The 26528-nt window shown below is 73.8% G+C and carries 27 protein-coding genes; 13 read left to right on the forward strand and 14 right to left on the reverse strand.

Going from position 1 to position 26528, the window contains the following annotated elements:
- The first annotated feature begins 172 nt into the window (after positions 1–172).
- Positions 173–1102: a Gfo/Idh/MocA family oxidoreductase gene (locus AB0953_RS31650; RefSeq protein WP_366863049.1), complete on the forward strand. Its 930-nt coding sequence runs from the start codon at positions 173–175 to the stop codon at positions 1100–1102.
- A 63-nt stretch (positions 1103–1165) separates the two neighbouring features.
- Here the strand turns inward: AB0953_RS31650 and AB0953_RS31655 are convergent, their stop codons facing one another.
- The 3 genes from AB0953_RS31655 to AB0953_RS31665 all read right to left on the reverse strand — a co-directional run bounded on the left by AB0953_RS31655 (position 1166) and on the right by AB0953_RS31665 (position 3297).
- Complete coding sequence (locus AB0953_RS31655; RefSeq protein WP_366863018.1) at positions 1166–2149, reverse strand: hypothetical protein; 984 nt, start codon at positions 2147–2149, stop codon at positions 1166–1168.
- Between the two features lie 115 nt (positions 2150–2264).
- Positions 2265–2801 (reverse strand): hypothetical protein, encoded by a 537-nt coding sequence (locus tag AB0953_RS31660; protein WP_366863019.1) that lies wholly within the window; start codon positions 2799–2801, stop codon positions 2265–2267.
- A gap of 124 nt (positions 2802–2925) precedes the next feature.
- A complete protein-coding gene (locus AB0953_RS31665) occupies positions 2926–3297 on the reverse strand; it encodes an ArsC/Spx/MgsR family protein (protein WP_366863020.1) in 372 nt (123 codons plus the stop codon).
- Positions 3298–3412: 115 nt separating this feature from the next.
- Between AB0953_RS31665 and AB0953_RS31670 the strand changes: the two genes are divergently transcribed.
- Positions 3413–3670, forward strand: a complete 258-nt coding sequence (locus tag AB0953_RS31670; RefSeq protein ID WP_366863021.1) for a hypothetical protein — start codon at positions 3413–3415, stop codon at positions 3668–3670.
- A 113-nt stretch (positions 3671–3783) separates the two neighbouring features.
- Here the strand turns inward: AB0953_RS31670 and AB0953_RS31675 are convergent, their stop codons facing one another.
- A complete protein-coding gene (locus AB0953_RS31675) occupies positions 3784–4896 on the reverse strand; it encodes a PP2C family protein-serine/threonine phosphatase (RefSeq protein WP_366863022.1) in 1113 nt (370 codons plus the stop codon).
- Positions 4897–5012: 116 nt separating this feature from the next.
- Here AB0953_RS31675 and AB0953_RS31680 point away from each other — a divergent pair, with 116 nt between their 5' ends.
- The 3 genes from AB0953_RS31680 to AB0953_RS31690 all read left to right on the forward strand — a co-directional run bounded on the left by AB0953_RS31680 (position 5013) and on the right by AB0953_RS31690 (position 8346).
- Positions 5013–5678 carry a VIT family protein gene (locus tag AB0953_RS31680; protein WP_366863050.1) on the forward strand — a complete coding sequence of 222 codons (666 nt, stop codon included), beginning with the start codon at positions 5013–5015 and terminating at the stop codon, positions 5676–5678.
- Positions 5679–5952: 274 nt separating this feature from the next.
- Positions 5953–6855 (forward strand): TIGR01777 family oxidoreductase, encoded by a 903-nt coding sequence (locus AB0953_RS31685; RefSeq protein ID WP_366863023.1) that lies wholly within the window; start codon positions 5953–5955, stop codon positions 6853–6855.
- Positions 6856–7089: 234 nt separating this feature from the next.
- On the forward strand, positions 7090–8346 hold the full coding sequence (locus AB0953_RS31690; RefSeq protein ID WP_366863024.1) for an NAD(P)/FAD-dependent oxidoreductase: 1257 nt from the start codon (positions 7090–7092) through the stop codon (positions 8344–8346).
- 48 nt (positions 8347–8394) lie between these two features.
- Here the strand turns inward: AB0953_RS31690 and AB0953_RS31695 are convergent, their stop codons facing one another.
- Complete coding sequence (locus AB0953_RS31695) at positions 8395–9837, reverse strand: regulator (protein ID WP_366863025.1); 1443 nt, start codon at positions 9835–9837, stop codon at positions 8395–8397.
- A gap of 173 nt (positions 9838–10010) precedes the next feature.
- On the opposite strand from AB0953_RS31695, the gene AB0953_RS31700 reads away from it, so the two are divergent.
- The 5 genes from AB0953_RS31700 to AB0953_RS31720 all read left to right on the forward strand — a co-directional run bounded on the left by AB0953_RS31700 (position 10011) and on the right by AB0953_RS31720 (position 13461).
- Entirely contained in the window at positions 10011–10322 is a 312-nt protein-coding gene (locus AB0953_RS31700; protein WP_366863026.1) for a hypothetical protein, read from the forward strand.
- Between the two features lie 76 nt (positions 10323–10398).
- Positions 10399–11199: a lipoyl(octanoyl) transferase LipB gene (lipB, locus tag AB0953_RS31705; protein WP_366863027.1), complete on the forward strand. Its 801-nt coding sequence runs from the start codon at positions 10399–10401 to the stop codon at positions 11197–11199.
- A 108-nt stretch (positions 11200–11307) separates the two neighbouring features.
- Complete coding sequence (gene lipA / locus AB0953_RS31710) at positions 11308–12261, forward strand: lipoyl synthase (protein ID WP_366863028.1); 954 nt, start codon at positions 11308–11310, stop codon at positions 12259–12261.
- 293 nt (positions 12262–12554) lie between these two features.
- Entirely contained in the window at positions 12555–12752 is a 198-nt protein-coding gene (locus AB0953_RS31715) for a hypothetical protein (protein ID WP_366863051.1), read from the forward strand.
- A gap of 10 nt (positions 12753–12762) precedes the next feature.
- Positions 12763–13461, forward strand: a complete 699-nt coding sequence (locus tag AB0953_RS31720; RefSeq protein WP_366863029.1) for a DUF4191 domain-containing protein — start codon at positions 12763–12765, stop codon at positions 13459–13461.
- Positions 13462–13617: 156 nt separating this feature from the next.
- On the opposite strand, the gene AB0953_RS31725 is transcribed toward AB0953_RS31720, so the two are convergent.
- Positions 13618–14085, reverse strand: coding sequence for an RDD family protein (locus AB0953_RS31725; RefSeq protein WP_366863030.1), 468 nt, complete (start codon positions 14083–14085; stop codon positions 13618–13620).
- A gap of 185 nt (positions 14086–14270) precedes the next feature.
- On the opposite strand from AB0953_RS31725, the gene glnA reads away from it, so the two are divergent.
- Positions 14271–15680, forward strand: coding sequence for a type I glutamate--ammonia ligase (gene glnA / locus AB0953_RS31730; RefSeq protein WP_366863031.1), 1410 nt, complete (start codon positions 14271–14273; stop codon positions 15678–15680).
- Between the two features lie 132 nt (positions 15681–15812).
- Positions 15813–16130 carry a MazG-like family protein gene (locus AB0953_RS31735; protein WP_366863033.1) on the forward strand — a complete coding sequence of 106 codons (318 nt, stop codon included), beginning with the start codon at positions 15813–15815 and terminating at the stop codon, positions 16128–16130.
- Here AB0953_RS31735 and AB0953_RS31740 read toward each other — a convergent pair.
- Complete coding sequence (locus AB0953_RS31740) at positions 16102–16791, reverse strand: TetR family transcriptional regulator (protein ID WP_366863034.1); 690 nt, start codon at positions 16789–16791, stop codon at positions 16102–16104. The two genes, AB0953_RS31735 and AB0953_RS31740, sit on opposite strands and share 29 nt — an antisense overlap.
- 85 nt (positions 16792–16876) lie before the next feature.
- On the opposite strand from AB0953_RS31740, the gene AB0953_RS31745 reads away from it, so the two are divergent.
- Complete coding sequence (locus AB0953_RS31745) at positions 16877–17647, forward strand: SDR family oxidoreductase (protein ID WP_366863035.1); 771 nt, start codon at positions 16877–16879, stop codon at positions 17645–17647.
- 24 nt (positions 17648–17671) lie between these two features.
- Here the strand turns inward: AB0953_RS31745 and AB0953_RS31750 are convergent, their stop codons facing one another.
- From AB0953_RS31750 to sucB, 7 genes are all read right to left on the reverse strand, one after another.
- The gene (locus tag AB0953_RS31750; protein ID WP_366863052.1) at positions 17672–18190 is read right to left on the reverse strand and encodes a DUF4240 domain-containing protein; all 519 of its coding nucleotides are present in this window, start codon (positions 18188–18190) and stop codon (positions 17672–17674) included.
- Positions 18191–18324: 134 nt separating this feature from the next.
- Complete coding sequence (aceE, locus tag AB0953_RS31755) at positions 18325–21009, reverse strand: pyruvate dehydrogenase (acetyl-transferring), homodimeric type (RefSeq protein ID WP_366863036.1); 2685 nt, start codon at positions 21007–21009, stop codon at positions 18325–18327.
- 244 nt (positions 21010–21253) lie between these two features.
- Entirely contained in the window at positions 21254–21877 is a 624-nt protein-coding gene (locus AB0953_RS31760) for a GntR family transcriptional regulator (RefSeq protein WP_362180694.1), read from the reverse strand.
- A gap of 1065 nt (positions 21878–22942) precedes the next feature.
- Positions 22943–23575 (reverse strand): hypothetical protein, encoded by a 633-nt coding sequence (locus tag AB0953_RS31765; RefSeq protein ID WP_366863037.1) that lies wholly within the window; start codon positions 23573–23575, stop codon positions 22943–22945.
- Positions 23576–23854: 279 nt separating this feature from the next.
- Positions 23855–24337: a hypothetical protein gene (locus tag AB0953_RS31770; protein WP_366863038.1), complete on the reverse strand. Its 483-nt coding sequence runs from the start codon at positions 24335–24337 to the stop codon at positions 23855–23857.
- Positions 24334–24597 (reverse strand): hypothetical protein, encoded by a 264-nt coding sequence (locus tag AB0953_RS31775; RefSeq protein WP_366863039.1) that lies wholly within the window; start codon positions 24595–24597, stop codon positions 24334–24336. Before AB0953_RS31775 ends, AB0953_RS31770 begins: the two co-directional genes overlap by 4 nt.
- A 124-nt stretch (positions 24598–24721) precedes the next feature.
- Positions 24722–26527: a 2-oxoglutarate dehydrogenase, E2 component, dihydrolipoamide succinyltransferase gene (gene sucB, locus AB0953_RS31780; protein ID WP_366863040.1), complete on the reverse strand. Its 1806-nt coding sequence runs from the start codon at positions 26525–26527 to the stop codon at positions 24722–24724.
- Position 26528 lies beyond the last annotated feature (1 nt).

Raw genomic sequence — 26528 nt, forward strand, 5'->3', positions numbered from 1 at the left:
GGCGGTGCTGCGGTGTAGTCCGCAGCGTGCCCCGTGGCGATTTCCCCTCCGTTGCCCGTGTGTGAACCCCGTGTTACCGGGGTTTACCCCGCAGGCCGGGCGGCTTGTGCGGGTCGCTGCCGGCTCGCCCGTCCGCGTGCGGCAGACTGACATGGTGAGCATTTCGTATGATTTGACCTCGACCGGCGGCGCGTCGGAATCCTCCCGTCCGCCCGCCCGGTCCCGCGTCGGCCTGCTGGGCACCGGCCCCTGGGCGCGCCGTACGCACGCGCCCGCCCTGGCCGCCCACGCCGGAACCGAGTTCGCCGGGATCTGGGGCCGCCGGCGCGAGGCCGCGGCCGAGCTCGCCGAGGCGTACGGGGTGAAGGTGTACGACGATCCCGACGCCCTGTTCGCCGACTGCGACGTGGCCGCCTTCGCCCTCCCGCCCGACGTGCAGGCCCCGCTCGCCGTGCGCGCCGCCGCCGCGGGCTGCGGACTCCTGCTCGACAAGCCCGTCGCCACGACCGTCGAGGACGCCCGCGCCGTCGCCGACGCCGCCGAACGCCACGGCGTCGCCTCCGTCGTCTTCCTCACCCTCCGCTTCGCCGAGCCGGCCGCGGCCTGGGTCGAGGAGCAGGCCCGCCGCTCCGGCTGGTTCACAGCCAGCGCCCACTGGCTCGGCGCCGTCTTCCCGCCCGACGGCGCGCCCAGCGCGTACGCCGACTCGCCCTGGCGCAAGGCCAGGGGCGGCCTGTGGGACGTCGGCCCGCACGCCCTGTCCGTCCTGATCCCGGTCCTGGGCGAGGTCACCTCCGTCACCGCCGCCCGGGGGCCGTCCGACGTGGTCCAGCTGGCGCTGCGCCACACCTCGGGCGCGGCCAGCACCGCCGTCCTCAGCCTCGGCGCGCCCGTCGCGGCCGCCGGGGTGGGGCTGGAGGTGCGCGGGGCCGAGGGCGTCTTCTCGCTGCCCGACTGGACCGACGTACCGGGCGCGTACGGGCGGGCGCTGGACGCGCTGCTCAACGCCGCCCGCACCGGGGTGCCGGACGCGCGCGACGCGCGGTTCGCGGCGCGGCTGACGGAGATCCTGGCGCAGGCGGAGGCGCAACTGCCGGTCTGAGCGGGCCCCGGGAGGGGCCGGAGCGGACCGGACCCGACAGGGTCGCGCGGAGCCGACCGGGCGTCAGGTGAGGACGACGACCTGGTGCATGCCCTTGACGGCGTGCGGGAGCCCGGTCACGTCGTCCGGCACGAAGCAGAGCAGGACGTACGTGCCCGGCGGCAGGTTCCGCGTCTCCAGCAGCACCGACCGGCCGGGGGAGACGACACCGAGGCCGACGGGGCGTCCGGCGTAGGGCAGCGGACCGGGCGCCGTGCGGTCGAAGACGGCCTGGATCTGCGCGTCCGTGGTGCCGGGCGCGACGGGCTGCAGCGCCATCTCGTGCAGTTCGGCCGAGGCGTTGTGCACCAGGATGCTCTCCCCGGCCCGGTCCAGGCCGTGCACCTCGAAGCGGGGGCCGTCGGCGGTGTCCCGTTCGAGCACGAGGCTGTCGGCGAGGCCCGCCGTGCCGCTCGGGCTCCCGGGGGTCGCGTACGGCCGGTCGCCGCGCAGCCGGAGGGTGCGGGTGACCGGATGCGCCGGGTCTGCGAGGAAGGCGCTGAAGTCCAGCAGGACGACCTCGCCCGCGCCGATCGGGGTGGTGAAGGTCTCCGGCACCGACGGGGTGACCTGCGCCCCGCCGAACAGCTCCGCCTCGTCGCGCACCGCGGCGATGCCCTCGGCGGTGGGGACGGGCCGGTGGCTGACGGCCTTGGCGAGGTCGGCCAGCACCTGGTCCGCGGTCACGCCCGCGTGCGGCCGGAAGGCCTGCAGGAGGTGCCCGTTCGGGTCGTCGGTGGTGACCCGGAAGGACACCAGCCCCGCCTGCGCGGACGGCGGCGCCTCGATCCCGGACGCGGTGACCTTCACGTCGACGGAGGCCGGTGCCCGCCGGGCGGGGTCCGCGCCGCCGGTGGCGGTGGCGGTGGCGGCGCTGTCGGCTGCCGTGCCGGCTGCCGTGCCGGCTGCGGTCTCGGCGGCGGCCGGACCGCCGAGGGAAGCGGCGAGAACGAGCGCGGTCAAGGCGGCCGCCGCGCGCGGCCCGTGCTTGAGCAGTGCGGTACGCATGGGTCTCCTGTTCGTGGAACGGGCCCCCCGGACCAGGCCAGCGCCTTCGAGAGCCCGGGCGGCGACAGCCACGCACACTACGGTCCCGATCGAAACGCCCTGCCGGAAAAGTGACTTATTTCAGAACGGCGTTGGCGGCGATGATGACCAGCCCGATGGTGGCGTCCGCGAGGCCGATGAGCAGGGCCGGGCCGATCCGGTAGCGGACGCGGAGCGCCACGGAGGAACCCCAGGCGAACAGCAGCGCGGTGTTCAGGCCGAGCCCGACGGCCGTCACCCCGGTGGAGGACAGGTCCGCGAACCCGGCCAGGAGCAGCAGCAGGACGGTGGGCCCGGTGGCCGCGACGATCGGCCACTCGGTCCACAGCGCCCGCAGCAGCAGCCGCCACCGGTGGGCGGGGGAGCCGGTCCGGTGTTCGGCCATGTGGTGCGCGTACCCGTGCGCGAGCCCCGCCGCCACGGCGGTGACCAGGATCCAGCCGGCGTCCTGGACCGGGAGGTACGGCCCGCCCTCCCGGTCGAGCGCGGCGAGCAGCGCGGACGCGAGGACGGTGCCGTACACCCCGCCGAACATCCAGTCGGAGCCGCGGTGGGCCGGGGGGACGCGCGGACCGGGTCCGGTCGGAGGCTGCGGGTTCAGCGGTGTACGCACGGTGCTCCTTTGGTCCGATATCTATCCTTTGGTCGGTTTCACACCCTACGAGGTGGGGGCGTGAGCACGGGATGAGGACAGGACGCCGAAGCCGGCGGAGCGGTGCGGGCGCGCGCCCCGGGGGTCAGCCGCGGCGGGAGAGGGCCTCGCGGACGGCCTCCTCCGAGCGGGCGACCACGGCCGTGCCGTCCTCCGCGGTGATGATGGGCCGCTGGATGAGCTTCGGGTGCGCCGCCAGGTGGGCGATCCAGCGGGCCCGGGCCTCCTCGGTCGCCTCGCGCGGCAGCTCCCGCACCCCGGTCTCCTTGGCGAGGGGGTCGGAGGTGCGCGTGATGTCCCAGGGCTCCAGGCCGAGTCGGCCCAGCACCTCGCGGATCTCGTCCTCGGAGGGCACGTCCTCCAGGTAGCGGCGGACCGTGTAGTCGGCGCCCTCGGCGTCGAGCAGGGTCAGTGCGCTGCGGCACTTCGAGCAGGCGGGATTGATCCAGATCTCCATGGCCTCCAGCCTAGCCAGGGCCGTCTGGCCAGGGCCTTTGTCAGTGCCCCACCGTAAAATCAGGGGAGAACAAGGAAGTCCGACAGGAAGCCAACTACCGTTTGGGAGGCTGTAGATGGCCACTGCCACGACACTTCGGCCCGTCAAGAAGAAGCCGCTGCCCGCAGGGCTGCCCCGGGAGTGGTACGAGAGCCACAACCGCCGGCTGAAGGCGATGCGGCTGGCGATATCCCTGCTGGACTCGGGGACGTACGACGCCCGGCGGGCCACCAACCGGAAGATCCGCACCATGGCCGTCCGGACGGGCATCCACCGGCCGTCGAACACCACGTGCAAGCTGGTGCGCGCGTACATCGTCAGCAACGCGGGCTGAGCCGGCCCGGGCGGGGCGTTCCGGCGGCCGGCCGGGGCGCTCCGCCCGTTCCGCCCGTTCTGCCCGTTCCCGGCCGCTCCGCCCGTTCGGCCGGCCGCCTCCGCCCCCCGCCCTCACGCCCCCTCCGCCCCGTCCTCCGCGTAGAGCACCAGCAGGGCCACGTCGTCGCGCGGGCCGCCCGAGGTGAAGGTGACGAGGTCCTGCCACAGGGCGCCGACCAGCCCGGCCGGGTCCGCCGCGGCGGGGGTGGCCACGACCGGGATGCGGGCGGCCAGGGGGTAGAAGCGGCCGGCCGCGTCCCGGGCCTCGGTGACCCCGTCCGTGACGGCGAGCAGCCGGTCCCCCGGCCGCAGCGGGACGCCCGTGACCCCGGCACCGGCGCCTCCGGCGAGCCCGAGCCCGAGGGGCGGACCGGGCTCCACGGCCACCTCCGACACCGACCGGCCGCGCAGCAGGAGCGCCGGCGGATGCCCGCACGAGACGATCCGTACGAGGTCGAGCCCGGGCGGGAACTCCAGCAGCAGGGCCGTGGCGAACAGCTCCGGGTGTTCGACGGCGGCGTTCGCCGAGCCGGCGGTGTCGGCCAGCAGCCTGCGGTCGAGCCGGGCGGCGACCCCCGTCAGCTCCGGGTCGTCCAGTACCCCCTCGCGGAACGCGCCGAGCAGCGCCGCCACCGTGCCGACGGCGGCCAGGCCGTGCCCCTGCACGTCCCCGACCAGGGCCCGCACCCCGTACGGGCCGCCCCGCACGTCGTACAGGTCCCCGCCGACCAGGGTGCCGTGCTGCGCCGCCCGGTACAGCCCGGCGCAGCGCACCGGGCCGACCCGCTCCGGCACCGGCGGCAGCACCGCCAGCTGCGCCGCCTCCGCGACGGTCCGCACGTTGACCAACTGGGCGTCGCGCCGCCGCCGCACCCAGGCGATCACCACGCTGAGCAGGCCGATCGCGGCCACCGTGGCCAGGTCCGCGCCGCGGGGGTGCGCCATCCCCGTCCACGGCACCCCGAGCAGGGCGAGGACCAGCCCGGCGAAGACGGCGGTGCCCGCCGCCCCGTACGCGAAGGCCGCCACCGGGGGCAGCCCGGCCAGGAAGTAGCCCAGCTCGACGCCCGGCGTGAGCCGCTGCGCCAGCACCAGCACCGCCAGGGCCACCGCGGGCGCGATACGGGCCCAGCGCGGCGGTGGCTCCCCGCGCAGCCAGCCCGGCTCCTGGCGTCGGCGTCTCACTCCTCCACCCTGGTACGGGGGCAGGGGCCGCGCACCCCGGACCGGCCCGTCGGGTGGCCCGCCGGCGCCCGTGCGCCGACAGTGGTCCCGTGACGGAAGCGACGCCGAGCGGGGCGATGAGCACCCGGCTGAACTGGCTGCGGGCGGGGGTGCTCGGGGCGAACGACGGGATCATCTCCACCGCGGGCCTGGTGGTCGGCATGGCCGGGGCGACGACCTCGCGCCCGGCGATCCTGGCGGCGGGCGTGGCGGGGCTGCTGGCCGGGGCCCTGTCGATGGCGGCGGGGGAGTACGTGTCGGTCAGCTCCCAGCGGGACTCCGAGCGGGCCGCGCTGGAGCTGGAGCGGCGCGAGCTCGCGACGGAGCCGGAGGCGGAGCTGGAGGAGCTGACCGAGCTGCTGGCGGCCCGCGGGCTGAGCCGGGGCCTGGCCCGGGAGGCGGCGGAGCAGCTGACGGCGCGGGACGCGCTGCGCGCCCATGCCAGGGTGGAGCTCGGCATCAACCCCGACGAGCTGGCCAACCCCTGGCACGCGGCGTTCGCCAGCCTGGTCGCCTTCACGGTGGGCGCCGTGCTGCCGCTGCTGGCGATCGTCCTGCCCGGGCCGTCGTGGCGGGTGCCCGTGACGGCGGCGGCCGTGGTGGCCGCGCTCACGCTGTGCGGGGTGGTCAGTGCGCGGCTCGGCGGTGCGCCTGCCCGCCGGGCGGTCCTGCGGAACGTCGCCGGCGGCGCCCTTGCCATGGCGGTCACGTACGGGGTGGGCACCTGGCTCGGCACGACCTGACCCGGCCCCGGCCGCCGCCGCTGATGCCGCTGCGCGGAGCCCGTCCCCTCCCCCCCTTCCCGAAACCGGGCTCCGCCCGGACCTGGTTCGCCTCGAACGCCGGCGGGGCTGCCCCCCGGCGGTAGCTGGGGGAGGGTCCGGGGGGGGGAGCCCCGCCACGCGGCGGAGCCGCATATCCGGCACAGCGGGAAGGGGCGGGGAGGGGACGGCTCCGCGCAGCGGCGCGGGCGCGGGGTCATGCGCCCGCAGCCGCAGGCACCGGCATCATGGGCGCATGCGCATCGCGGTCACCGGTTCCACCGGGCTCATCGGCAGTGCACTCGTGCGGTCCCTGCGGGCGGACGGCCACGACGTGGTCCGGTTCGTGCGGCGGGAGCCGGCCGCGCCCGACGAGGCGCGGTGGGATCCGCCGCGCGGCTACGTCGACCCCGCCGCCCTGGCCGGCTGCGCGGCCGTGGTCCACCTGGCCGGCGCCGGAATCGGCGACCACCGCTGGACCCCCGCGTACAAGAAGGTCATCCGGGACAGCCGGGTCGAGGGCACCGCGGCGATGGCCCGGGCGGTCGCCGCGCTGGAGGAGCCCCCCGCGGTCTTCGTCAGCGGCTCGGCCGTCGGCTACTACGGGGACACCGGCGACCGGCCCGTCGACGAGACGGCCCCGGCCGGGCGCGGCTTCCTGCCCGAGGTCTGCGTGGAGTGGGAGGCGGCCGCCGCTCCGGCCCAGCGGGCGGGCGTCCGGACGGTGTTCGCCCGCACCGGCCTGGTGGTCGCCGGGGAGGGCGGCGCATGGGGCCGGATGTTCCCGGTCTTCCGGGCCGGGATGGGAGGGCGGCTCGGCAGCGGCCGCCAGTACTGGTCGTACATCTCCCTGCACGACGAGATCGCGGCGTTGCGGCACCTGATCGACAGCCCGCAGCTGTCGGGCCCGGTCAACCTCACCGCCCCGGAGCCGCTGACCAACCGCGAGGTGACCGCGGCGATGGGTCGGGTGCTGCGCCGCCCGACGCTGATGGCGGTGCCGGCGCCCGTCCTGCGCGCCGTCCTGGGCGAGCTCTCCCAGGACGTGTTGGGCAGTCAGCGGGCGCTGCCGGCCCGGCTGTTGGAGTCGGGCTTCGTCTTCCGCCACCCCGGCATCGAGGAGGCGATCCGGGCGGCGCTCGGCCGGCCGACGGCCTGAGTCCGGCCGCTTCGCTCCCCGGCGGCGGCGGTGCCGAAGGCGGCGTACGCGGAGCGGACGGCGGCCGGGGTGAGCCGCGGCGCACGCGCCGCCCCCGTGCGACCGTATGTGACCCGTGTGCGACCGGCGTGCGACCGGATCCGACCGTAATACCGCACCGAACTCGGGTTCCCCTCGAGCCCGTTGGGGGAAGGAGGATCCCCACACAGCCGCGCCGACCTCGGGGAGGGGCACGTGCTCAGCAGCTCGCACCGCGCCGCACAGCATGCGGACGTCGTCATCGTAGGAGCCGGGGTCTCAGGACTCGCGGCGGCACAGCACCTGATCGCGGCAGGGGTCACCGTCACCGTCCTGGAGGCGGCGGACGACCCCGGCGGCCGGATGGCCACCGAGCACGCCGACGGCTTCCGGCTCGACCGGGTCGGCCAGCTGCTCAACACCTCGTACACGGAGCTCGACCGGACGCCCGGCCTCGGTTCCCTGGTCCTGCGGCCCTTCGCGCCCGGGGTCCTCGTCCACACCGACGGCAAACCGCTGCGCGCCGGGGCCACCACCCCCGCCCGCGCGCTGGCCAGCGGCTCCTTCGACCAGGCACGGCTCAGCGCCTACCTCGGCCGGCTCGCCGCGACCCCCGTCGAGCGCGTCCTCGCGCGGCCCGAGCGCACCGCCGCGGCCGCCCTGCGCTCCCGCGCCCTCGGCACGGCGCTGCGGCCGCTGCTCGCCGCCCTGCTGCGCGACCCGGAGCTCACCACCTCCAGCCGCGTCGCCGACCTGGCCCTGCGCGCCTTCGCCCGCGGCCGGCTCGCCGTGCCCGAGGGCGGCGCCGCGGCCCTGCCGCGGCTGCTCGCCGCCGCCCTGCCGCCGGGCACCGTCCGTACCGGGGTCCGGGTCCGCTCGGTGGCCACCCAGGGCGTCACCACCGAGGAGCACGGCGACTTCAGCTGCCGGTCCCTGGTCCTGGCCACGGGGGCGCGGGCCGCCGCGGAGCTGCTGCCCGGGCTGCGGGTGCCCGGCTTCCACGAGGTCACCGTCATCCACCACGCCACCGCCGCCCCGCTGCCCCGGGACGGCTCGCTCCTGCTCGACGGGGACCGCCGCTGGCCCGTCGCGCACACCGCCGTGATGAGCGCGGTCGACCCGACGCGGGCCCCGGCCGGCCGCAGCCTGGTCACCACCACCGTGCTCGGGCCGCCGCCGCCCGTGCGCACCGTCGCCTCACGGCTGGCCCGGCTGTACGACACCGCCACCCGGGACTGGGACCTCCTCGCCGTCCACCACGCCCCCGAGGCCGTGCCGGCGATGCCGCCCCCGTACGACCTGCGGCGCCCGGTGCGGGTGCTGGCCGGGCTGTACGTGTGCGGGGACCACCGCGACGCCAACACCGTCCAGGGCGCGCTGCACTCGGCCCGGCGGGCCTCCACCGCCGTCCTGCGCGACTTCGGCATCCGGCTCCCGGCCACCGCCGAGAGCAGCCTCCCGGCGGTGGCCTGAGAACCACCGGCCACGGGCCCGGTTCCCCCCTGCGGAGCCGGGCCCGTCTCACGACAGCGCCGCGACCCGGTCCCGGTAGGTCCGCACGGCCGCCGCGTCCCGGTACGGCTCCAGCCGCCGCTCGAAGTCCCGTACGTACTCCACCGCGCGCACCGAGCGCATCTCCATCGCCTGCTGCGCCGCCTCCGCGCCCAGGGCGCACGCCTGGTCCAGCTCGCCCAGCCCCAGCCGGGCCGTGGCCAGCACCACCCGGCAGAACAGCCGCGAGCGGGCGAACGCGGGCGCCCGCAGCTGCAGCGAGCGCTCCGCGTGCTGCGCCGAGGCCCGGTACTGCTGGAGGTCGCGGTGGCAGTGCCCGAACTCGTCGGCGAGCTGGGCCTCGTCGAAGAACTTCGCCCAGTACGGCACGTCGTCGCCCGGCCGGGCCGCGCCGAGGCAGCGCTCGGCCCGCACCAGCGCGGCCGTCGCCGCCCGGACCTCGCCCAGCACCGCGTGCCCGCGCGCCTCGGCGGAGTGCAGCAGCGCCTGGACCACCGGTGGCGGGCCGGAGCCGATGCCCTGCTGCGCCACCCGGGCCAGCTGCACCGCCTCCCGGCCGTGGCCGAGGTAGACCGCCTGCCGGCTCATGGTCACCAGCACGTAGCTGCCGTACGGCCGGTCCGCGGCGGCCTGGGCGAGCCGCAGGGCCTGGACGAAGTAGCGCTGGGCGAGCCCGTGCGCGGCGATGTCGTACGAGGTCCAGCCGGCCAGCCGGGTCAGGTCGGCGGCGGCCGCGAAGAGCCGGCGGCCGGTGGTCTCGCCGTAGGTGCCGCGGAGCATCGGCTCGGCCTCGTGCTCCAGGTAGCGCACGAGGGCCTGGCGGGCGTGCCCGCCGCCGTAGGTCTGGTCGAGGGTCTTGAACAGCTCGCTGACCGAGCGCAGCGCGGCGATGTCCCCGCCGGTGACCCGCTGGCCCGGCCCGCGGTCGATCTGCCGCTGGCGGGGCACCGAGGTGCGCCCCTGGAGCGGGACCCGGGCCGCGGCCGCGGGGTCGGCGCCCCGGCCCACCCGCTCGTCGGGCCGCCCGATCAGCCAGTCCCGGCTGGGCACCACCAGCCCGGCCGGGGTGAACGCGATCTTCCGCAGCTCGGCGTGGGAGCCGGAGTCCTTGCGCCACAGCCCGCTGGCGATGTCCACCGCCTCCTCGGGGGTGGCCGCGAACTCCAGGCCGGCGTAGACCGGCGCGCAGGCGTCCAGGCCCAGGTCCTGCGCGGAGAGCCGGCGGCCCAGGCGCCGGGTGAAGACCTCGGCGATCAGCGCCGGGGTGGTGCCGCGGGGCTGCTGCCCGCGCAGCCACCGGGTCACGGAGGTCTTGTCGTACCGCAGATCGAGGCCGTGCTCCAGGCCGAGCTGGTCGACGCGGCGGGCCAGACCGGCGTTGGAGAACCCGGCTTCCGCGATCAGCGCCGCGAGCTGCCGGTTGGGGACGTGCTGCGCGGGTCGTTCCGTCATCGGCTCCACGGTTTCCTGACGTGACGGACCGGGGTCCCGGCCCTGTGAACGGCGTGAATGTAGCGGCGAACTTCCCCTACGCCGCCCCCTCTGCCCCAGATTCATCCGATCGTGTGCAGAATCGGTAGGGCTCTTTACGGCCGGGTCGACGCCGCCCGCGTACGCTGCGTCACATGAGCCCCAGACCCGCTCCCGCGCAGCCGCCCGCCGCCGACGGCGCCGGCGACGCCACCGCGCCGCTGCCCGCGCCCGAGCTGACCGAGGCCGAGTGCCGCCGGTGCGGCACGTACATCGCCGGGCTCGACGGCCGGTACGCGTGCGGCGTGTGCGGCTGGGTCAACGACCATTCGGAGGGCCACCGGCGGCTGCCGCGCGCCGACGAGGACCCCGACCGGCCGCCCAAGGGGCGCAGGCCGCCCCGGCTGCTGCCGGCCCCCGAACCGGCTGCTCCACCGGCGCCCGGGCCTGCGGAGACGGGCGCCTGAGGGGCCCGCAGGGGGCCGCCGTACCCTGGACCGGTGCGATGCGTGCACACAGCAGGTTCAACGAGGAGGCGCTGCGGTGGCTGAGCTTGGGTTTGTCCATCTGGGCTTCGGGCCGGACTACGTCGAGTACACCGAGGCGTGGGAGGAGCAGCGCCGGGTCCACGCGGCCCGCTTCGCGGACGAGATCGGCGACACCTGCCTGCTGCTGGAGCACGAGCCCGTGTACACGGCCGGCCGCCGCACCGCCGACAGCGAGCGCCCGCTCGACGGCACGCCCGTCGTCGACGTGGACCGCGGCGGCAAGATCACCTGGCACGGCCCGGGCCAGCTCGTCGGCTACCCGATCATGAAGCTGCCCCGGCCGGTGGACGTGGTCGCGCACGTGCGCCGCCTGGAGGAGGCGCTCATCCGCACCGCCGCCGACTTCGGCCTGGAGACCACCCGGGTCGAGGGCCGCTCCGGCGTGTGGGTCCTCGGCGACCCCGTCGAGGAGCGCCCGAAGATCGGCGGCCTCTCCCTCGACCTCGACCCGCGGCTGCACGACGAGGAGTTCGACGCCCGGCTCAACGGCCCCGAGTACGCCCCCTCCAACGCCGGCCAGCGGCGCGAGGACCGCAAGCTCGCCGCGATCGGGATCCGCGTGGCCAAGGGCGTCACGATGCACGGCTTCTCGTTCAACGTGAACCCCGACAACACCTGGTTCGACCGGATCGTGCCCTGCGGCATCCGGGACGCGGGTGTGACCTCGCTCTCGTACGAACTGGGCCGCGAGGTCTCCATGGCCGAGGTCGTGCCGGTCGTGGAGAAGCACCTGAAGGACGTACTGGAGCACGCCGAGCTGCGGCCGCGCGAGATCGAGACCGCCGCGGGCGCCTAGCCCCGGGGAATGCGTCCGGCCCCCCGCAGGTTGGCCGACGTAAGAGCGTACGAAATTACGGGCGTACCCTGGTGGGCGCCGAGGAATCACAGTCACAGGGAGCCGGTCGTGTCCGCAGTCGCACCCGACGGACGCAAGATGCTGCGCCTGGAGGTCCGCAACAGCCAGACCCCCATCGAGCGCAAGCCCGAGTGGATCAAGACCCGGGCGAAGATGGGTCCCGAGTACACGAAGATGCAGAACCTCGTGAAGGGCGAGGGGCTGCACACGGTGTGCCAGGAGGCCGGCTGTCCGAACATCTACGAATGCTGGGAGGACCGCGAGGCCACCTTCCTCATCGGCGGCGACCAGTGCACCCGGCGCTGTGACTTCTGCCAGATCGACACCGGCAAGCCCGAGGCCCTGGACCGGGACGAGCCGCGCCGCGTCGGCGAGTCGGTCGTCACGATGGACCTGAACTACGCCACCATCACCGGCGTCGCGCGCGACGACCTGGCGGACGGCGGCGCCTGGCTGTACGCGGAGACCGTGCGCCAGATCCACCAGCAGACCGCCGGCCGCGAGGGCGGCCGCACCAAGGTCGAGCTGCTGGCCCCCGACTTCAACGCGGTCCCGGAGCTGCTGGAGGAGGTCTTCGCCTCCCGCCCCGAGGTCTTCGCCCACAACGTGGAGACCGTTCCGCGGATCTTCCGGCGCATCCGCCCCGGCTTCCGCTACGAGCGCTCGCTCGAGGTGATCACCAAGGCGCGTGCGTACGGCCTCGTGACCAAGTCGAACCTGATCCTCGGCATGGGCGAGGAGCGCGAGGAGATCTCGCAGGCCCTGCGCGACCTGCACGAGGCGGGCTGCGAGCTCATCACCATCACCCAGTACCTGCGGCCCTCGCCGCGGCACCACCCCGTCGAGCGCTGGGTGAAGCCGGACGAGTTCGTCGAGCTGGCGAAGGAGGCCGAGGAGATCGGCTTCTCGGGCGTGATGTCCGGCCCGCTGGTGCGGTCCTCGTACCGTGCCGGACGCCTCTACCAGCAGGCGATGGAGAAGCGCAGCGGCGCCGTGGCGTAGGCGCCGGCGCCCTGCCCGAGGATGTGACGCGGGCCGCACCGCGGACTCTGTGAACTCAGGCACAAACTCTTACCGGTAAGTAACACCGCATCGACGCGGCCCGTAGGCTCTTCGTGGGAAGAGGAGCCGACGGGCCGCGTAAATGTTTCATCACCGTTTGACCGGCGGGTCATGCCCTGGTAACACCAATCAGTGACCATAGGTCAACGCACCGCGCACACCGCCGCACACCGCTGCCACCCCCACCGCTGTGCATCCAGACCGACGTGAGCACCGTGAAAGGGATCGCCATCATGCAGGCCGCGCCCGTACGCGCCATTGCCATTCCGTCGTTCGCCCACGCCCTGCGGGGCGTCGAATCGCTCCTCATGAGCGGTGCCCGACGCAACGCCTGGACGGCCGTCCTGGAGGACCGGCGCCGCGCGAAGGACCGGGTCGAAACCGAGCACGTACTCGAGGCCGCGGCGACCCGGGCTCCCCAGGCCACGTAAACTTCGCTGTATGGCGAGGAAGTCAAACGCAGAGACTGCTGCGAACCCCGGGCGACTGAAGCAGATCGCCCTCACGTACAAAATGACGAGCAAGGCCGACCCCAAGGTCGGTCTGGTCCTCGCGGGCGTGGGAATCGTCACCTTCGGTGTCTTCCTTGCGATCGGCTTCCTGATCGGCCACCCGGTCTACCTGGGCATCCTGGGCTTCCTGGTGGCGTTCCTCGCGATGGCGATCGTCTTCGGGCGCCGCGCCGAGCGGGCTGCCTTCGGGCAGATGGAGGGGCAGCCCGGCGCGGCCGCGGCCGTGCTCGACAACGTGGGACGCGGCTGGACCTCCACCCCGGCCGTCGCGATGAACCGCAACCAGGACATCGTCCACCGGGCCGTCGGCAAGGCCGGCGTCGTGCTGATCGCCGAGGGCAACCCCAACCGGGTCAAGCCGCTGCTGGCCGCCGAGAAGAGGAAGCTCGCCCGGATCATGCCGGACGTCCCGGTGCACGACTTCATCGTCGGCAAGGGCGAGGGCCAGGTCGAGCTGAAGAAGCTGCGCACGACGCTGCTGAAGCTGCCGCGCGTACTGGCCGGCCCGCAGGTCACCCAGGCCAACGACAAGCTGCGCGCCATGGGCGACCTCATGAGCAACATGCCGCTGCCGAAGGGGCCCATGCCCAAGGGCATGCGGATGCCGCGCGGCGGAAAGATGCGCTGACCCGCTTTTCGTATACGGCGTCCGTCCGGCCTGTCGCGCCCGTCCAGGCCTGTCGCGCCTGTCCGGCCGGACGGACGCCGCACGCACCACGCACACAGGGGCGCCCCCGCAGCCTTACGGCTCGGGGGCGCCCCTGTCCGTGTGCGTGCGCGGCGGTCAGATGCGGACCTGGACGGCGCGGGCCGCCCGGTCGTGCAGGCCGCGCCCGTCGCGGTCCCAGACCAGCGCCGGGATGACCAGCGCCAGCAGCAGCGTGCGCAGCACCACGCGGCCGAGGCCGAGGCGGCCGCCGTCCTCCGCGACCACCCGCAGCCCCACGATGCGCTTTCCGGGAGTGAAGCCGACCGTGCCGAGGGTCAGGATGCTCAGCGCCACGAAGAGGGCCAGCGTCCAGTTGCCCGTCGCGGCCGCGTTGCCGCCGGTGATCAGCCCGTATGCGATCACCTGGCAGGCGATCCAGTCGATGGCGACACCGCCGAGGCGGCGCCCGAAGCGCGCCGCCGAGCCGGGGCCCTGCCGGGGCAGGCCGAGCCGCTGGCCCGGGTAGCCGAAGTCGACGCCCATGTCCTCGGCCGCCGCGCGGGGGCCGGAGAGCCACGATCCGATTGCTTGCCTGTTGTCCACCCGACCACGGTACCCGTGGTGCTCCGGGCCCCTCCGGCCGGACCCTGGTTAACTTGTGCGAAACAAATGGGTCATGCTTGGGAAATCCCGCCTGCTTATGGTCGGGTCAGCGTGCGGCACCGCACTGACGCACCAGGAGCTATACAGCCCGTCCCTCCCCCGGGATCGGGATTAGGAGGAGTTGGATGTTCCAGAACGCCGACGAGATCAAGAAGTACATCGCGGACAACGACGTCAAGTTCGTCGACGTCCGGTTCTGCGACCTGCCCGGTGTGATGCAGCACTTCACCATCCCGGCGAAGGCGTTCGACCCGGCCGAGGAGCTCGCCTTCGACGGCTCCTCGATCCGCGGCTTCCAGGCGATCCACGAGTCCGACATGGCGCTGCGTGCCGACATCAGCACCGCCCGTCTGGACCCGTTCCGCCGCGACAAGACGCTGAACATCAACTTCTTCATCCACGACCCGATCACGGGCGAGGCCTACAGCCGCGACCCGCGCAACATCGCGAAGAAGGCCGAGGCGTACCTCGCCTCCACCGGCATCGCCGACACCGCGTTCTTCGGTCCCGAGGCCGAGTTCTACATCTTCGACAGCGTGCGCTTCGCGACCACCGCGAACGAGGGCTTCTACCACATCGACTCCGAGGCCGGCGCCTGGAACACCGGCTCCGAGGAGAACAACCGCGGCTACAAGGTCCGCTACAAGGGCGGTTACTTCCCGGTCGCCCCGGTCGACCACTTCGCGGACCTGCGCGCCGAGATCTCCCTCGAGCTGGACGCCCAGGGCCTGCAGGTCGAGCGCCAGCACCACGAGGTCGGCACCGGCGGCCAGGCCGAGATCAACTACAAGTTCAACACGCTGCTGGCCGCGGCCGACGACCTGATGCTCTTCAAGTACATCGTGAAGAACGTCGCCTGGCGCAACGGCAAGACCGCGACCTTCATGCCGAAGCCGATCTTCGGTGACAACGGCTCGGGCATGCACGTCCACCAGTCCCTGTGGCAGGGCGGCGAGCCGCTCTTCTACGACGAGGCCGGCTACGCGGGCCTGTCGGACACCGCCCGCTACTACATCGGCGGCATCCTCAAGCACGCCCCGTCGCTGCTCGCCTTCACCAACCCGACGGTGAACTCGTACCACCGCCTGGTGCCGGGCTTCGAGGCGCCGGTCAACATGGTGTACTCGCAGCGCAACCGCTCCGCCGCCATGCGCATCCCGATCACGGGCTCGAACCCGAAGGCCAAGCGCGTCGAGTTCCGCGCGCCGGACCCGTCCTCGAACCCGTACCTCGCCTTCTCGGCGCTGCTCCTCGCGGGCCTCGACGGCATCAAGAACAAGATCGAGCCGATGGAGCCGATCGACAAGGACCTCTACGAGCTCTCCCCGGACGAGCACGCGAACGTCCCGCAGGTCCCGACCAGCCTCGAGGACGTCCTCAAGGCCCTGGAGGAGGACCACGAGTACCTCCTCGCCGGCGGTGTCTTCACCCCGGACCTGATCGAGACCTGGATCGACTACAAGCGCACGCACGAGATCGCCCCGATCGCCCAGCGTCCGCACCCGCACGAGTTCGAGCTCTACTTCGACCTCTAGGAAGTGCGCACGGCGGCCCCGCAGCTCCCCACCGGGAGCGGCGGGGCCGCCGTCGTTTCCGCCCCGCGGTGCGCCCGCCCCTCTTTCGTGATCTTGTTCCGCGGAGGGGGCGGTTCCCGCTAGGTTCGGGGCATGGATGATCAGTGGAAGACGGTGGCCGCGCTCGCCGCACGGTTCGACGCGCACGACCGCGAGCGCGGGATGCCGCACGAGGAGAGCGTCACGCTGCAGATCCTCAAGATCGGCGAGGAGTTCGGGGAGGCCGCGCAGGCCGTGATCGGGGCCAAGGGCACCAACCCGCGCAAGGGCGCCTCGCACACCTGGAGCGATGTGGAGGCCGAGGTCGCCGACGTCATCGTGACGGCGATGGTGGCCCTGGCCCGGATGCGGCCCGATGCCCCCGGGTACTTCGCCGAGCAGCTCAGGCTGAAGTCCGACCGGTTCCTGTGACCCTGCCGGCGACCAGCGCCATCCCGCCCGTCAGCTCGCGCAGGCAGCGGACGGCGAGCACGGCCGGGGAGCCGGGGCCGGATCCCGGGGCGTCGGTGGCCGACCACAGCTCCAGGGCGATGCGGATGGCGTCCGTGGCGGCCGCCGCGAGGAGGCGCACCCCCAGCGGGTCCGCGTCCTCCCCGGCCAGCCGGGCGATCACCGGCACCAGGTGCTCCTCGGAGTCCTGGTTCACCCGGTACCAGACCGCGCGCAGCGCCGGGTCGGTCGCGGCCGCGCGCAGCAGGCCGCGGGTGACCTCCAGCCCCTCCTCGATGTTGGCCTGCGCGTCGCTGAGGGAGCGGGTGACGGCCCGCTCCAGGGCCTCGGCCAGGGGCGTGCCGGGCGCTTCCTCGGCGAGCAGGGCGCGCCAGGCGTCCCCGCCGGTGGCCAGGAGCGGGGCCACGGCCTCCTGCTTGTTGCGGAAGTAGCGGTAGAACGTGCGCAGGGCGACGCCGGCGCGGTGTGCGATGTCCTCGGCGGTGGTGCCGTCGGGGCCGTTCTCGGCGAACAGGGCGCACGCCGCGCGGGCGATGTCGAGCTGGGTGGCGGCCTTGCGGCGCTCGGTCAGCGACTGGGCTCCGGGGCCGGTGACGGGGGAGTACGGGCGAGGGGATCTCACGGGTGAAGCGTACCCCCTGCGATGACGCGCCTTGCGTGTTATGTCACTCTGGCAAAGTGTGTCACTTCGGCGGTACGCTCGCGCCATGAACCGTTACGAAGGACGCCGCGTCCTCATCACCGGCGGCGGCTCCGGCATCGGCCGGGCCACCGTCCACCGCATCCTGGCCGAGGGCGGCCGCGTCCACACCGTGGACGTCAGCGAAGCCGGCCTCCGTGAGACCGCCGACCAGGCCCTCGCCGACGGCCACGGGGACCGGCTGACCACCGCCCTCCTCGACATATCCGACGAGGCCGCCGTCCGCTCGGGCGTCGCCGCCGCCGTCGAGCTGCTCGGCGGGCTCGACGTGCTCGTCAACGCCGCGGGCATCCTGCGCTCCGCGCACACCCGCGAGACCACCCTGGAGCTCTGGAACAAGGTCATCCAGGTCAACCTGACCGGCACCTTCCTGATGATCCGCGAAGCGCTGCCGGCCCTGCTGGAGGGCGACCGCCCGGCGGTGGTGAACTTCAGCTCCACCTCGGCGTCGTTCGCGCACCCGTACATGTCGGCGTACGCCGCGAGCAAGGGCGGCATCCAGTCCATGACGCACGCGCTGGCCGCCGAGTACAGCAAGCAGGGCCTGCGCTTCGTCTCCGTCGCCCCCGGCTCCATCGAGAGCGGCATGACCACCGGCACCGGCCCGGGGCTGCCCGAGGACACCGACTGGAGCCTGTTCGCCAAGCTCGCCCCCGCCATCGGCCAGGGCTTCGCCGGCCCGCAGACCGTGGCCGGCGTCGTCGCCATGCTCGGCTCCGAGGACGGCGCCTTCATCACCGGCACGGAGATCCGCATCGACGGCGGCACGCACTACTGACCCGCAACCGCCGCCTCGGCCGCCTCAGGCCCTGAAGCGCTCCCAGAGCCGGGGGAAGCGCTCCGCGAGCACGGCTTCGTCCTCGAAGTCCAGCGGGGCGCCCTCCGGCTCCGCCGCCTGCGCCGCGATCCCCAGGTCCGGCGCGACCACCCCCGTCAGCTGCTCGTACGCCTCGTCGGCCGCGTACCCGAGCTCCTCGCCGTCCCCGTCGATCTCCTCGTCGAACTCGTCGAGCAGCTCCGCCAGCTGGTCCGGATCGTGCACCGCCCCCTCGAAGACCTCCCGCCCCTGGCCGATCAGCCAGCAGCGGAAGTAGTCGAACGCGTCGTCGCTCGCCCCGTCGAGCAGCACCCAGGCCGCCCCCCACAGGTCCCAGGTGTACGCCCGGTTGTAGCGGGACTCGAAATGCCGGGCGAAATCCAGGACGGAGTCCGGATCGAGCTGCGCGAGCCGCTCCACGAGCAGCTCGGCGTGTTCCTCGGGGTCGCCCTCGGCGGCCTCGCGGGTGCTGTCGACGATCTCCCAGAACTCCGTCTCGTCCATCACGGGTTCCAGCATCAGGGGTCCGCCGAGACCCCGCCACCGCGAGAATCCGACAGTATGACCGGCCCGGACATGCGCGGAGGCGGCCCGCCCCCAGGGGGACGGGCCGCCTCCGCGCACCGTACGGACGGGCCTTACAGGCCGTAGCGCTCGCGCGCCTCCTTCACGGAGGACGCCGGCACCTCGCCGCGGCGGGCCAGCTGGGCCAGGGCCGCGACCACGATGGACTGCGCGTCGACACCGAAGTGGCGGCGGGCGCCCTCACGGGTGTCGGAGAGGCCGAAGCCGTCCGTGCCCAGCGAGGTGTAGTCCTGCGGGACCCACTGGCTGATCTGGTCCGGGACCTGGCGCATCCAGTCGGAGACGGCCAGGACCGGGCCCTGGGCGCCCTCCAGCACGCGGGTCACGTACGGGGTGCGCTCCTCGCCGCGCAGCAGCGCCTCGTCGCACTCCAGCGCCTCGCGGCGCAGCTCGCCCCAGGAGGTGGCGGACCACACGTCGGCCGAGACGTTCCACTCGGCGGCGAGCAGGCGCTGCGCCTCCAGCACCCAGTGGATCGCCGTGCCGGACGCCATCAGCTGGATCTTCGGGGCGTCGGCGGCCGGAGCGGCCCCCTCGAGGTCGGCCGCGGTGTTGAAGCGGTACAGGCCCTTGACGATGCCTTCCTCGACGCCCTCGGGCATGGCCGGCTGCGGCTTCGGCTCGTTGTAGACCGTCAGGTAGTAGAAGACGTCCTCCGGGTTCTCCCCGTACATCCGCTGCAGACCGTCCTTGACGATCACCGCGATCTCGTACGCGAAGGCCGGGTCGTAGTTGAGCGACGCCGGGTTGGTGGCGGCGATCAGGTGCGAGTGGCCGTCGGCGTGCTGGAGGCCCTCGCCGGTCAGGGTGGTGCGGCCCGCGGTGGCGCCGACGATGAAGCCCTTGCCGAGCTGGTCGGCGAGCTGCCACATCTGGTCGCCCGTGCGCTGCCAGCCGAACATCGAGTAGAAGATGTAGAACGGGATCATCGTCTCGCCGTGCGTCGCGTACGACGTGGCGGCGGCGATGAAGTCGGCCATGGCGCCGGCCTCGGTGATCCCCTCGTTGAGGATCTGGCCGTCCTTGGCCTCCTTGTAGTACATCAGCTGGTCGCGGTCGACCGGCTCGTAGGTCTGGCCCAGCGGCGAGTAGATGCCGGCCGACGGGAACAGCGACTCCATGCCGAAGGTGCGGGCCTCGTCGGGGACGATCGGCACCCAGCGGCGGCCGGTCTCCTTGTCCCGCATCAGGTCCTTGACGAGGCGGACGAAGGCCATGGTGGTGGCCATCTCCTGCTTGCCGGAGCCCTTGATCAGCGGGGCGAAGGACTTGTCGGCGGGCTGCGGCAGGGCCACGTGGTGCACGCGGCGGGCCGGGGCCGGACCGCCGAGGGCCGCGCGGCGCTCCTGGAGGTAGCGCACCTCGGGAGAGTCGGCGCCCGGGTGGCCGTACGGGACCACGCCGTCGGCGAAGGCGCTGTCCGGGATCGGGAGTCCGAGCAGGTCGCGCATGCCCTTGAACTCGTCGATCGTCAGCTTCTTCATCTGGTGGTTCGCGTTCTTCGACTCGAACCCGGCACCCAGGGTGTAGCCCTTGACGGTCTGCGCCAGGATCACCGTCGGCGCGCCCTTGTGCTCCAGGGCGGCCTTGTACGCGGCGTACACCTTGCGGGGCTCGTGGCCGCCGCGGGAGGTGTGGAAGCACTCGGCGATCTTCGCGTCGGACAGCAGGGCGCCGAGGGCCGCCAGGGCCGGGTCGCCGCCGAAGAAGTGCTCGCGGATGTAGGCCGCGTCGCGGGTCGCGTACGTCTGGAACTGCGCGTCCGGGGTCTCGCGCAGGCGGCGGACCAGGGCGCCCGTGGTGTCGAGCCGGAACAGCTCGTCCCAGGCGGAGCCCCACAGGGTCTTCACGACGTTCCAGCCGGCACCGCGGAACTGGGCCTCCAGCTCCTGGACCACGCGGAAGTTGGCGCGGACCGGGCCGTCGAGGCGCTGCAGGTTGCAGTTGATGACGAAGGTCAGGTTGTCCAGGCGCTCGCGGGAGGCGAGGGCCAGGGCGGCCGTCGACTCGGGCTCGTCCATCTCGCCGTCGCCGAGGAAGGCCCACACGTGCGAGTTGGAGGTGTCCTTGATCTTGCGGTTCTCCAGGTAGCGGTTGAAGCGCGCCTGGTAGATCGCGGACAGCGGGCCGAGGCCCATGGAGACCGTGGGGAACTCCCACAGCCACGGCAGGCGCCGCGGGTGCGGGTAGGACGGCAGGCCGTTGCCGCCGGACTCCTGGCGGAAGTTGTCGAGCTGCTGCTCGGAGATGCGGCCGTCGAGGAAGGCGCGGGCGTAGATGCCGGGGGAGGCGTGGCCCTGGACGTAGAGCTGGTCGCCGGAGCCGTCGGCCTCCTTCCCGCGGAAGAAGTGCTGGAAGCCGGTCTCGTACAGCCAGGCGGCGGAGGCGAAGGTGGCGATGTGGCCGCCGACGCCGTACTTGGAGCCGCGGGTCACCATGGCGGCCGCGTTCCAGCGGTTCCACGCGGTGATGCGGGCCTCCATCTCCTCGTCACCGGGGAAGGCCGGCTCGGCGGAGGTGGGGATGGTGTTGACGTAGTCCGTCTCCAGCAGCTTCGGCAGGGCGAGGCCGGCGGACTCGGCGTGCTGGAGGGTGCGGCGGAGCAGGTATTCGGCGCGGCGCGTACCGGCGGCCTTGGCGACGGCGTCGAGGGAGGCCGCCCATTCGGCGGTCTCCTCGGTGTCGCGGTCCGGGAGCTGGTCGAGCTCGCTCGGAAGCTTTGCTACGGGGTCGGACATCGGTGTGCGCCGCCTTCCGGACAATGGAGAGGTGGTGAAGAAGATCCCTGACGGGCAGGACAGGGTGGGCGGACCCGGTGGGGTCCGTCAGAGACTGTAAAACCCTGATCGATGATCGATCAAATGGTTGCGGCGAAGTTAAGGGACATCCACGAAAAGTCGGCACCGGGTGTCAGCAAAACAGACACTCGGTGCCGCATAAAACGGGACAAACCCCCAAGGGGGAGGGTCCGGGCAGGCGGTTTCAAGCCCGCGGGGCGCACCCGAGAACGTGCCGCTTCACCAGCACACCGATGTCCGGGTCCTGGTTCCGGAAGGCCTCCACCAGCGCGGCGTGCTCCTCCGCGTACGACTTCTGCACGGTGCCCAGCCAGCGGATGGACAGCGCCGTGAACACCTCGATCCCCAGGCTCTCCCAGGTGTGCAGCAGCACGCTGTTCCCCGCCGCCCGCACCATTTCCCGGTGGAAGCCGACCGTGTGCCGCACCTGCGCCGTCCCGTCCGCGCTCCGGTCCGCCTCCCACAGCGCCGCCACGTGCGGCTCCAGCGCCGAGCAGTCCGCCGCCAGCCGCGGCGCGGCCAGCTCGGCCGCGATCTGCTCCAGGCCGGCCCGGACCGGATAGATCTCCTCCAGGTCCGCCGCCGACAGGTTCCGCACGCGCACGCCCTTGTTCGGCGCCGACTCGATCAGCCGCAGCGTCTCCAGCTCGCGCAGCGCCTCGCGCACGGGCGTCTGGCTCACCTCGAGCTCGACGGCGATGCGCCGCTCGACGATCCGCTCACCGGGCTTCCAGCGCCCGCTGACGATCCCCTCCACGATGTGCTCGCGGATCTGCTCGCGCAGCGAGTGCACGACGGGTGGGGTGATCATCGGGGCTTCATCTCCTGTGGGGGCATGCACAGCGCACAGCTCTGATGCGTAGACAATACGGCGGAGTAGGCCGACGGGGTGCGTCCGTGCACGGGGCCGCCGGGTGAGGCTGGTTACAGCCGCAGCGATCCGGTCAGGCGGTGCCGCCTTCGGCCGCGGCGAGGATCTCCCGGGTGGACGGGTCGGCCGGCCCAGGCGACGGGGTCGGGCCCGCGTGCGTCGGGCCGGCCGGCCAAGGCACCGGCCAGGGCGAGGTGGGCGGCCGCGCGATCCGCAGGTCTCCTCGGCGGGCAGCACGCCGGCCAAAGGGAGTTCCTCCAGTGCCCACAGCGTCTGCGGCAACCGGAGTTCCGGCGCCGTGCTCGTCCCAGAACGCATGGGAAGCGGCCCAAGTCGGACAGGCGAGCCATGCCGAAGCCAGGTTCCAGAGGGTGGCGAGCGCGGCCGTGCGCCCGTCATCGGACCGGCTCCGGGCGCGCAGGAGCTGCCGTGCACGGAGCGCGGCCCGATCTGGTTCCCGGGCTCCGGCCAGGGAGACGAGCGCGCGCAGACCCGACTCGGCATCACCGGCGTGCACCTCCAACTCCCCACGCAGTACGGGGAGAGGCGCGCCGACTCCGGATGCGCGGCGAGCGCCCGCTCGGCCTCGGCGCAGGCGGCAAGGGCCTCCCGGACGCCGGCTGCGCGGGCCATGGCGGGCGGGGAGGTGGGCGGCGGGGTGGTCCTCCGCGAGGGCGCGCTCGATGCCGACGGCTACGGCGGCGGCCCTGAGCGCTCCGCGATGGTCCCCCATTCTCCGCCCGGATGCCGGCGAGGGTGTGCCTCGTGGCGAGGTTGGGGAGGTGGGCGGCAGGGTCGTCCTCGACGAGGGCGCGCCGGATACTCTCGGCCTCGGCGGCCGTGCCGAGTGCGGCCCGCCAATTCCCCTTCTGCGCCTGCCCATTGACGAGGTTGTTGAGGGCGCCTGCGAGGTCGGGGAGGTGGGCGGCAAGGTCGTCCTCGGCGAGGGCGCGCCGGATTCCCACGGCTTCGGTGACGGTGGCGAGTGCGTCGCTGTGCGGGTCACCGGTCTCCGCAGGGCTCCGTGCGCGGCGATGTCGGTGCGCCCGGTCGGACCTCCTGCGGCCACTGGGCCAGCACGGTGTTGATGACGGTGGCACCGCTGACCTGCCCGTTCCGGCTGCTCCACTCGTGCCGGTACCCGGCCGTGCCCGGCCCCTCGCGCAGCACCCGGGTGAGGGTGTCCAGCAGGATGCCGGCGGCCTCGGCCTTCTCCTGGGGGCGGCTGCTCGCGAGCACCCCGAGCCAGGCCGACCGCCCCGGCGGGAGGTTGCGCGCGGACAGCTTGCCGAACGCCGTCTCCAGGGACTCCAGTACGCCCGCCCCCGCGCGGCAGGTGTCGATGAGCAGCAGCATCTGGTCCGCCTTGCTGCGCAGCGCCGCCTCGGTCAGCAAGTTGGCCGAATACGTCTCGTCCCCGTAGGCGGGATCGTCCGTGTCGCGGACGACCAGGCGCAGGTCCTGCTCGCTGCGTACCCCGTGGCCGGACCACAGGTGACGGCGGGGCCGCGCCCGCTGGTCGCCTCCCAGCCCGTCGTCCAGTCCTTCATCGCGCGGGGCAGGGCCGCCCGACGCGGGTCCGGGAGCACGGTAAGCCCCGCGCCTCCAGGGGCCGCTCTCGTAGTGCTCGACCACGATGCCGAGGGCCGGCCCCGGATCCCGCCCCCTGCGGCGCCCTTCGGGCGGTCCGTGACCCGTACGGCCAGGCGGTACGCGCCGGGGGCCGGGGCCGGGAACGCGGCGTGTAGCGGCCCTCGCCCAGCGGGCGGACCGTCCGGCCCACCGGCTCCGCGCCGTCGGCCGGGCGGAGTTCAGCGGTGAGGTGCAGCCCGTCGTGGTCGGGGGTGGCGGAGGGGACCGTCACCGCCGCCTCGTACGCCGCTCCCGGCTCCAGGAGCGGCGGGGCGAGCACGCTCAGCGGGACCGCGTCCTCCGCGACGCCCTCACCCGGTGGAAGGGACGGTGCTGCCCCAGCAGCCCGGCCACGGCGTCCCAGGACAGGTCGGCGTTCGCGGGGCGGGACGCCAGGCGGGGGATCGCGCCGTCGCCCCGCTCGTCCGTGCCGCGGATCAGCCACAGCGGGGTCAGCCCGTCTCCGGTGAGCTCCGCCGTGGTGGGGGTGGGCTGGCGGATGCCGGTGACGGCGTGGAGGGGAACGGGGGTTGCGCGGGTGGCCGCCGCGCGGCGCAGGTCCGCGTGGAAGGCGGCCGCGTCCGCGAGGAGGTGCGGGTCCACCCCCGGCAGGCCCGGCAGGTCGCCGGGCGTACGCGAGGCCGCCCCCCGGCACCGCCACGCAGGCGTAGTCCGGGGCGGGCTGATGTGCAGCGAGGGGAGGCTGCGGGCGAAGGCGGTGAAGTCGCTGCCGAAGCGGCCCCAGCCCCGGTGCAGGCCGTTCACCAGGTGGGCCAGGGCGGCGAGGGAGCCGCGGTCCGGGCGCCAGACGTACGGGAACGGGAGCAGGTTCCCGCCCCCGGGTGGCCGTCGCCCGTGTCCTTCGGGAGGCGGAGCGTGCCGAGCGAGTCGCCGAAGAGGCGCAGGCCGCGCACCAGGGCGCCGCCCGACAGGTCCCAGACCGCCTTGCCGTCGGCGCTCGCCAGCCGGCTGCCCATGATGCCCGGCAGGACCACGACCAGATCCACCACCCGTGTCCGCGCCATTGCGAGCCCCCCCGTCGGACGTTCCCCACTTCTGGACCGGCAGGGTAAGACGACGGCGCCCCCGCCCGGAGTGTTTTCCGGACAGGGGCGCCGTACGGGTGCTGCCGAAGGGGCAGTACGTGCTTTACAGGCCGAGCTCGACGTCGAACTCGCCGGCCTCGAGGATCGCCTTGACGGTGGTGAGGTACCGGGCCGCGTCCGCGCCGTCCACCAGGCGGTGGTCGTAGGACAGGGTCAGGTACGTCATGTCGCGGACGCCGATGACGGTGCCCTCGGCGGTCTCGATGACGGCCGGGCGCTTGACCGTGGCACCGATGCCCAGGATGGCGACCTGGTTCGGCGGCACGATGACGGTGTCGAAGAGCGCACCGCGCGAGCCGGTGTTGCTGATGGTGAAGGTCGCGCCCGACAGTTCGTCCGGCGTGATCTTGTTGGAGCGGACCTTGCCGGCCAGGTCGGCGGTCGCCTTGGCGATGCCGGCCAGGTTGAGGTCGCCCGCACCCTTGATGACCGGGGTCATCAGGCCCTTCTCGGAGTCCACGGCGATGCCGATGTTCTCCGAGTCGAAGTAGGTGATGGTGCCCTCGTCGTCGTTGATCCGGGCGTTGACGACCGCGTGGGCCTTCAGCGCCTGGGCCGCGGCCTTGACGAAGAACGGCATCGGGGAGAGCTTGACGCCCTCGCGGGCCAGGAAGGAGGCCTTGGCCTGCTCGCGCAGCTTCATGATCTTGGTGATGTCCACCTCGATCACGGAGGACAGCTGGGCCTGCGAGTGCAGCGCCTTCATCATGTTGTCGCCGATGACCTTGCGCATGCGGGTCATCTTGACGGTCTGGCCGCGCAGCTCGGACACCGCGGCCACGGGGGCCTTGGCGGCCGGAGCGGCGGCAGCCGGGGCCGGAGCCGGGGCGGCAGCGGCGGCCTTGGCGGCCTCGGCGGCGGCCAGGACGTCCTGCTTGCGGATACGGCCGCCGACGCCGGTGCCCGTGACCGTGTTCAGGTCGACGCCGGACTCCTGGGCGAGCTTGCGCACCAGCGGGGTCACGTACGCGCCCTCGTCACCGGCGGAGACCGCGGCGGCGGGAGCGGCCGCAGCGGCGGCCGGGGCAGCCGGGGCGACCGGGGCCGGAGCGGCCACGGGGGCGGCCGGGGCGACCGGAGCCGGAGCGGCGACCGGGGCGGCCGGAGCCACCGGGGCCGGAGCAGCGGCGGCCGGAGCCGGAGCCGGAGCCGGAGCCGGAGCGGCCGGAGCCGGAGCGGCAGCCGGGGCGGCCGGAGCGGCAGCGGCGGGGGCGGCCGGAGCGGCACCCGCGACACCGATGACGGCCAGGCGGGCGCCGACCTCGGCGGTCTCGTCCTCGCCGACCACGATCTCGAGCAGCGTGCCGGAGACCGGCGCGGGGATCTCGGTGTCGACCTTGTCGGTGGAGACCTCGAGCAGCGGCTCGTCGGCCTCGACCGTCTCGCCGACCGACTTCAGCCAGCGGGTGACGGTGCCCTCGGTGACGGACTCGCCCAGCGCGGGCAGCACGACATCGGTGCCCGACGCGGCCGGGGCGGCAGCGGGGGCGGCGGCGGGGGCCTCGGCGACCGGGGCCGGGGCGGCAGCGGCCGGAGCCTCGGCCGCGGGGGCCGGAGCGGCGGCGGGGGCCTCGGCGGCAGCCGGGGCGGGGGCCGCGGCCGGAGCGCCGGAGCCGTCGTCGATGACGGCGAGCTCGGCGCCGACCTCGACGGTCTCGTCCTCGGCGACCTTGATGGAGGCCAGGATGCCGGACGCGGGCGAGGGGATCTCGGTGTCGACCTTGTCGGTCGAGACCTCGAGCAGCGGCTCGTCGGCCTCGACGCGCTCGCCCTCGGCCTTGAGCCAGCGGGTGACAGTGCCCTCGGTGACGCTCTCGCCGAGCGCCGGAAGGGTTACAGAAACCGCCATG

The sequence above is a fragment of the Streptomyces sp. NPDC046866 genome (assembly GCF_040704625.1).
Taxonomy (GTDB): domain Bacteria; phylum Actinomycetota; class Actinomycetes; order Streptomycetales; family Streptomycetaceae; genus Streptomyces.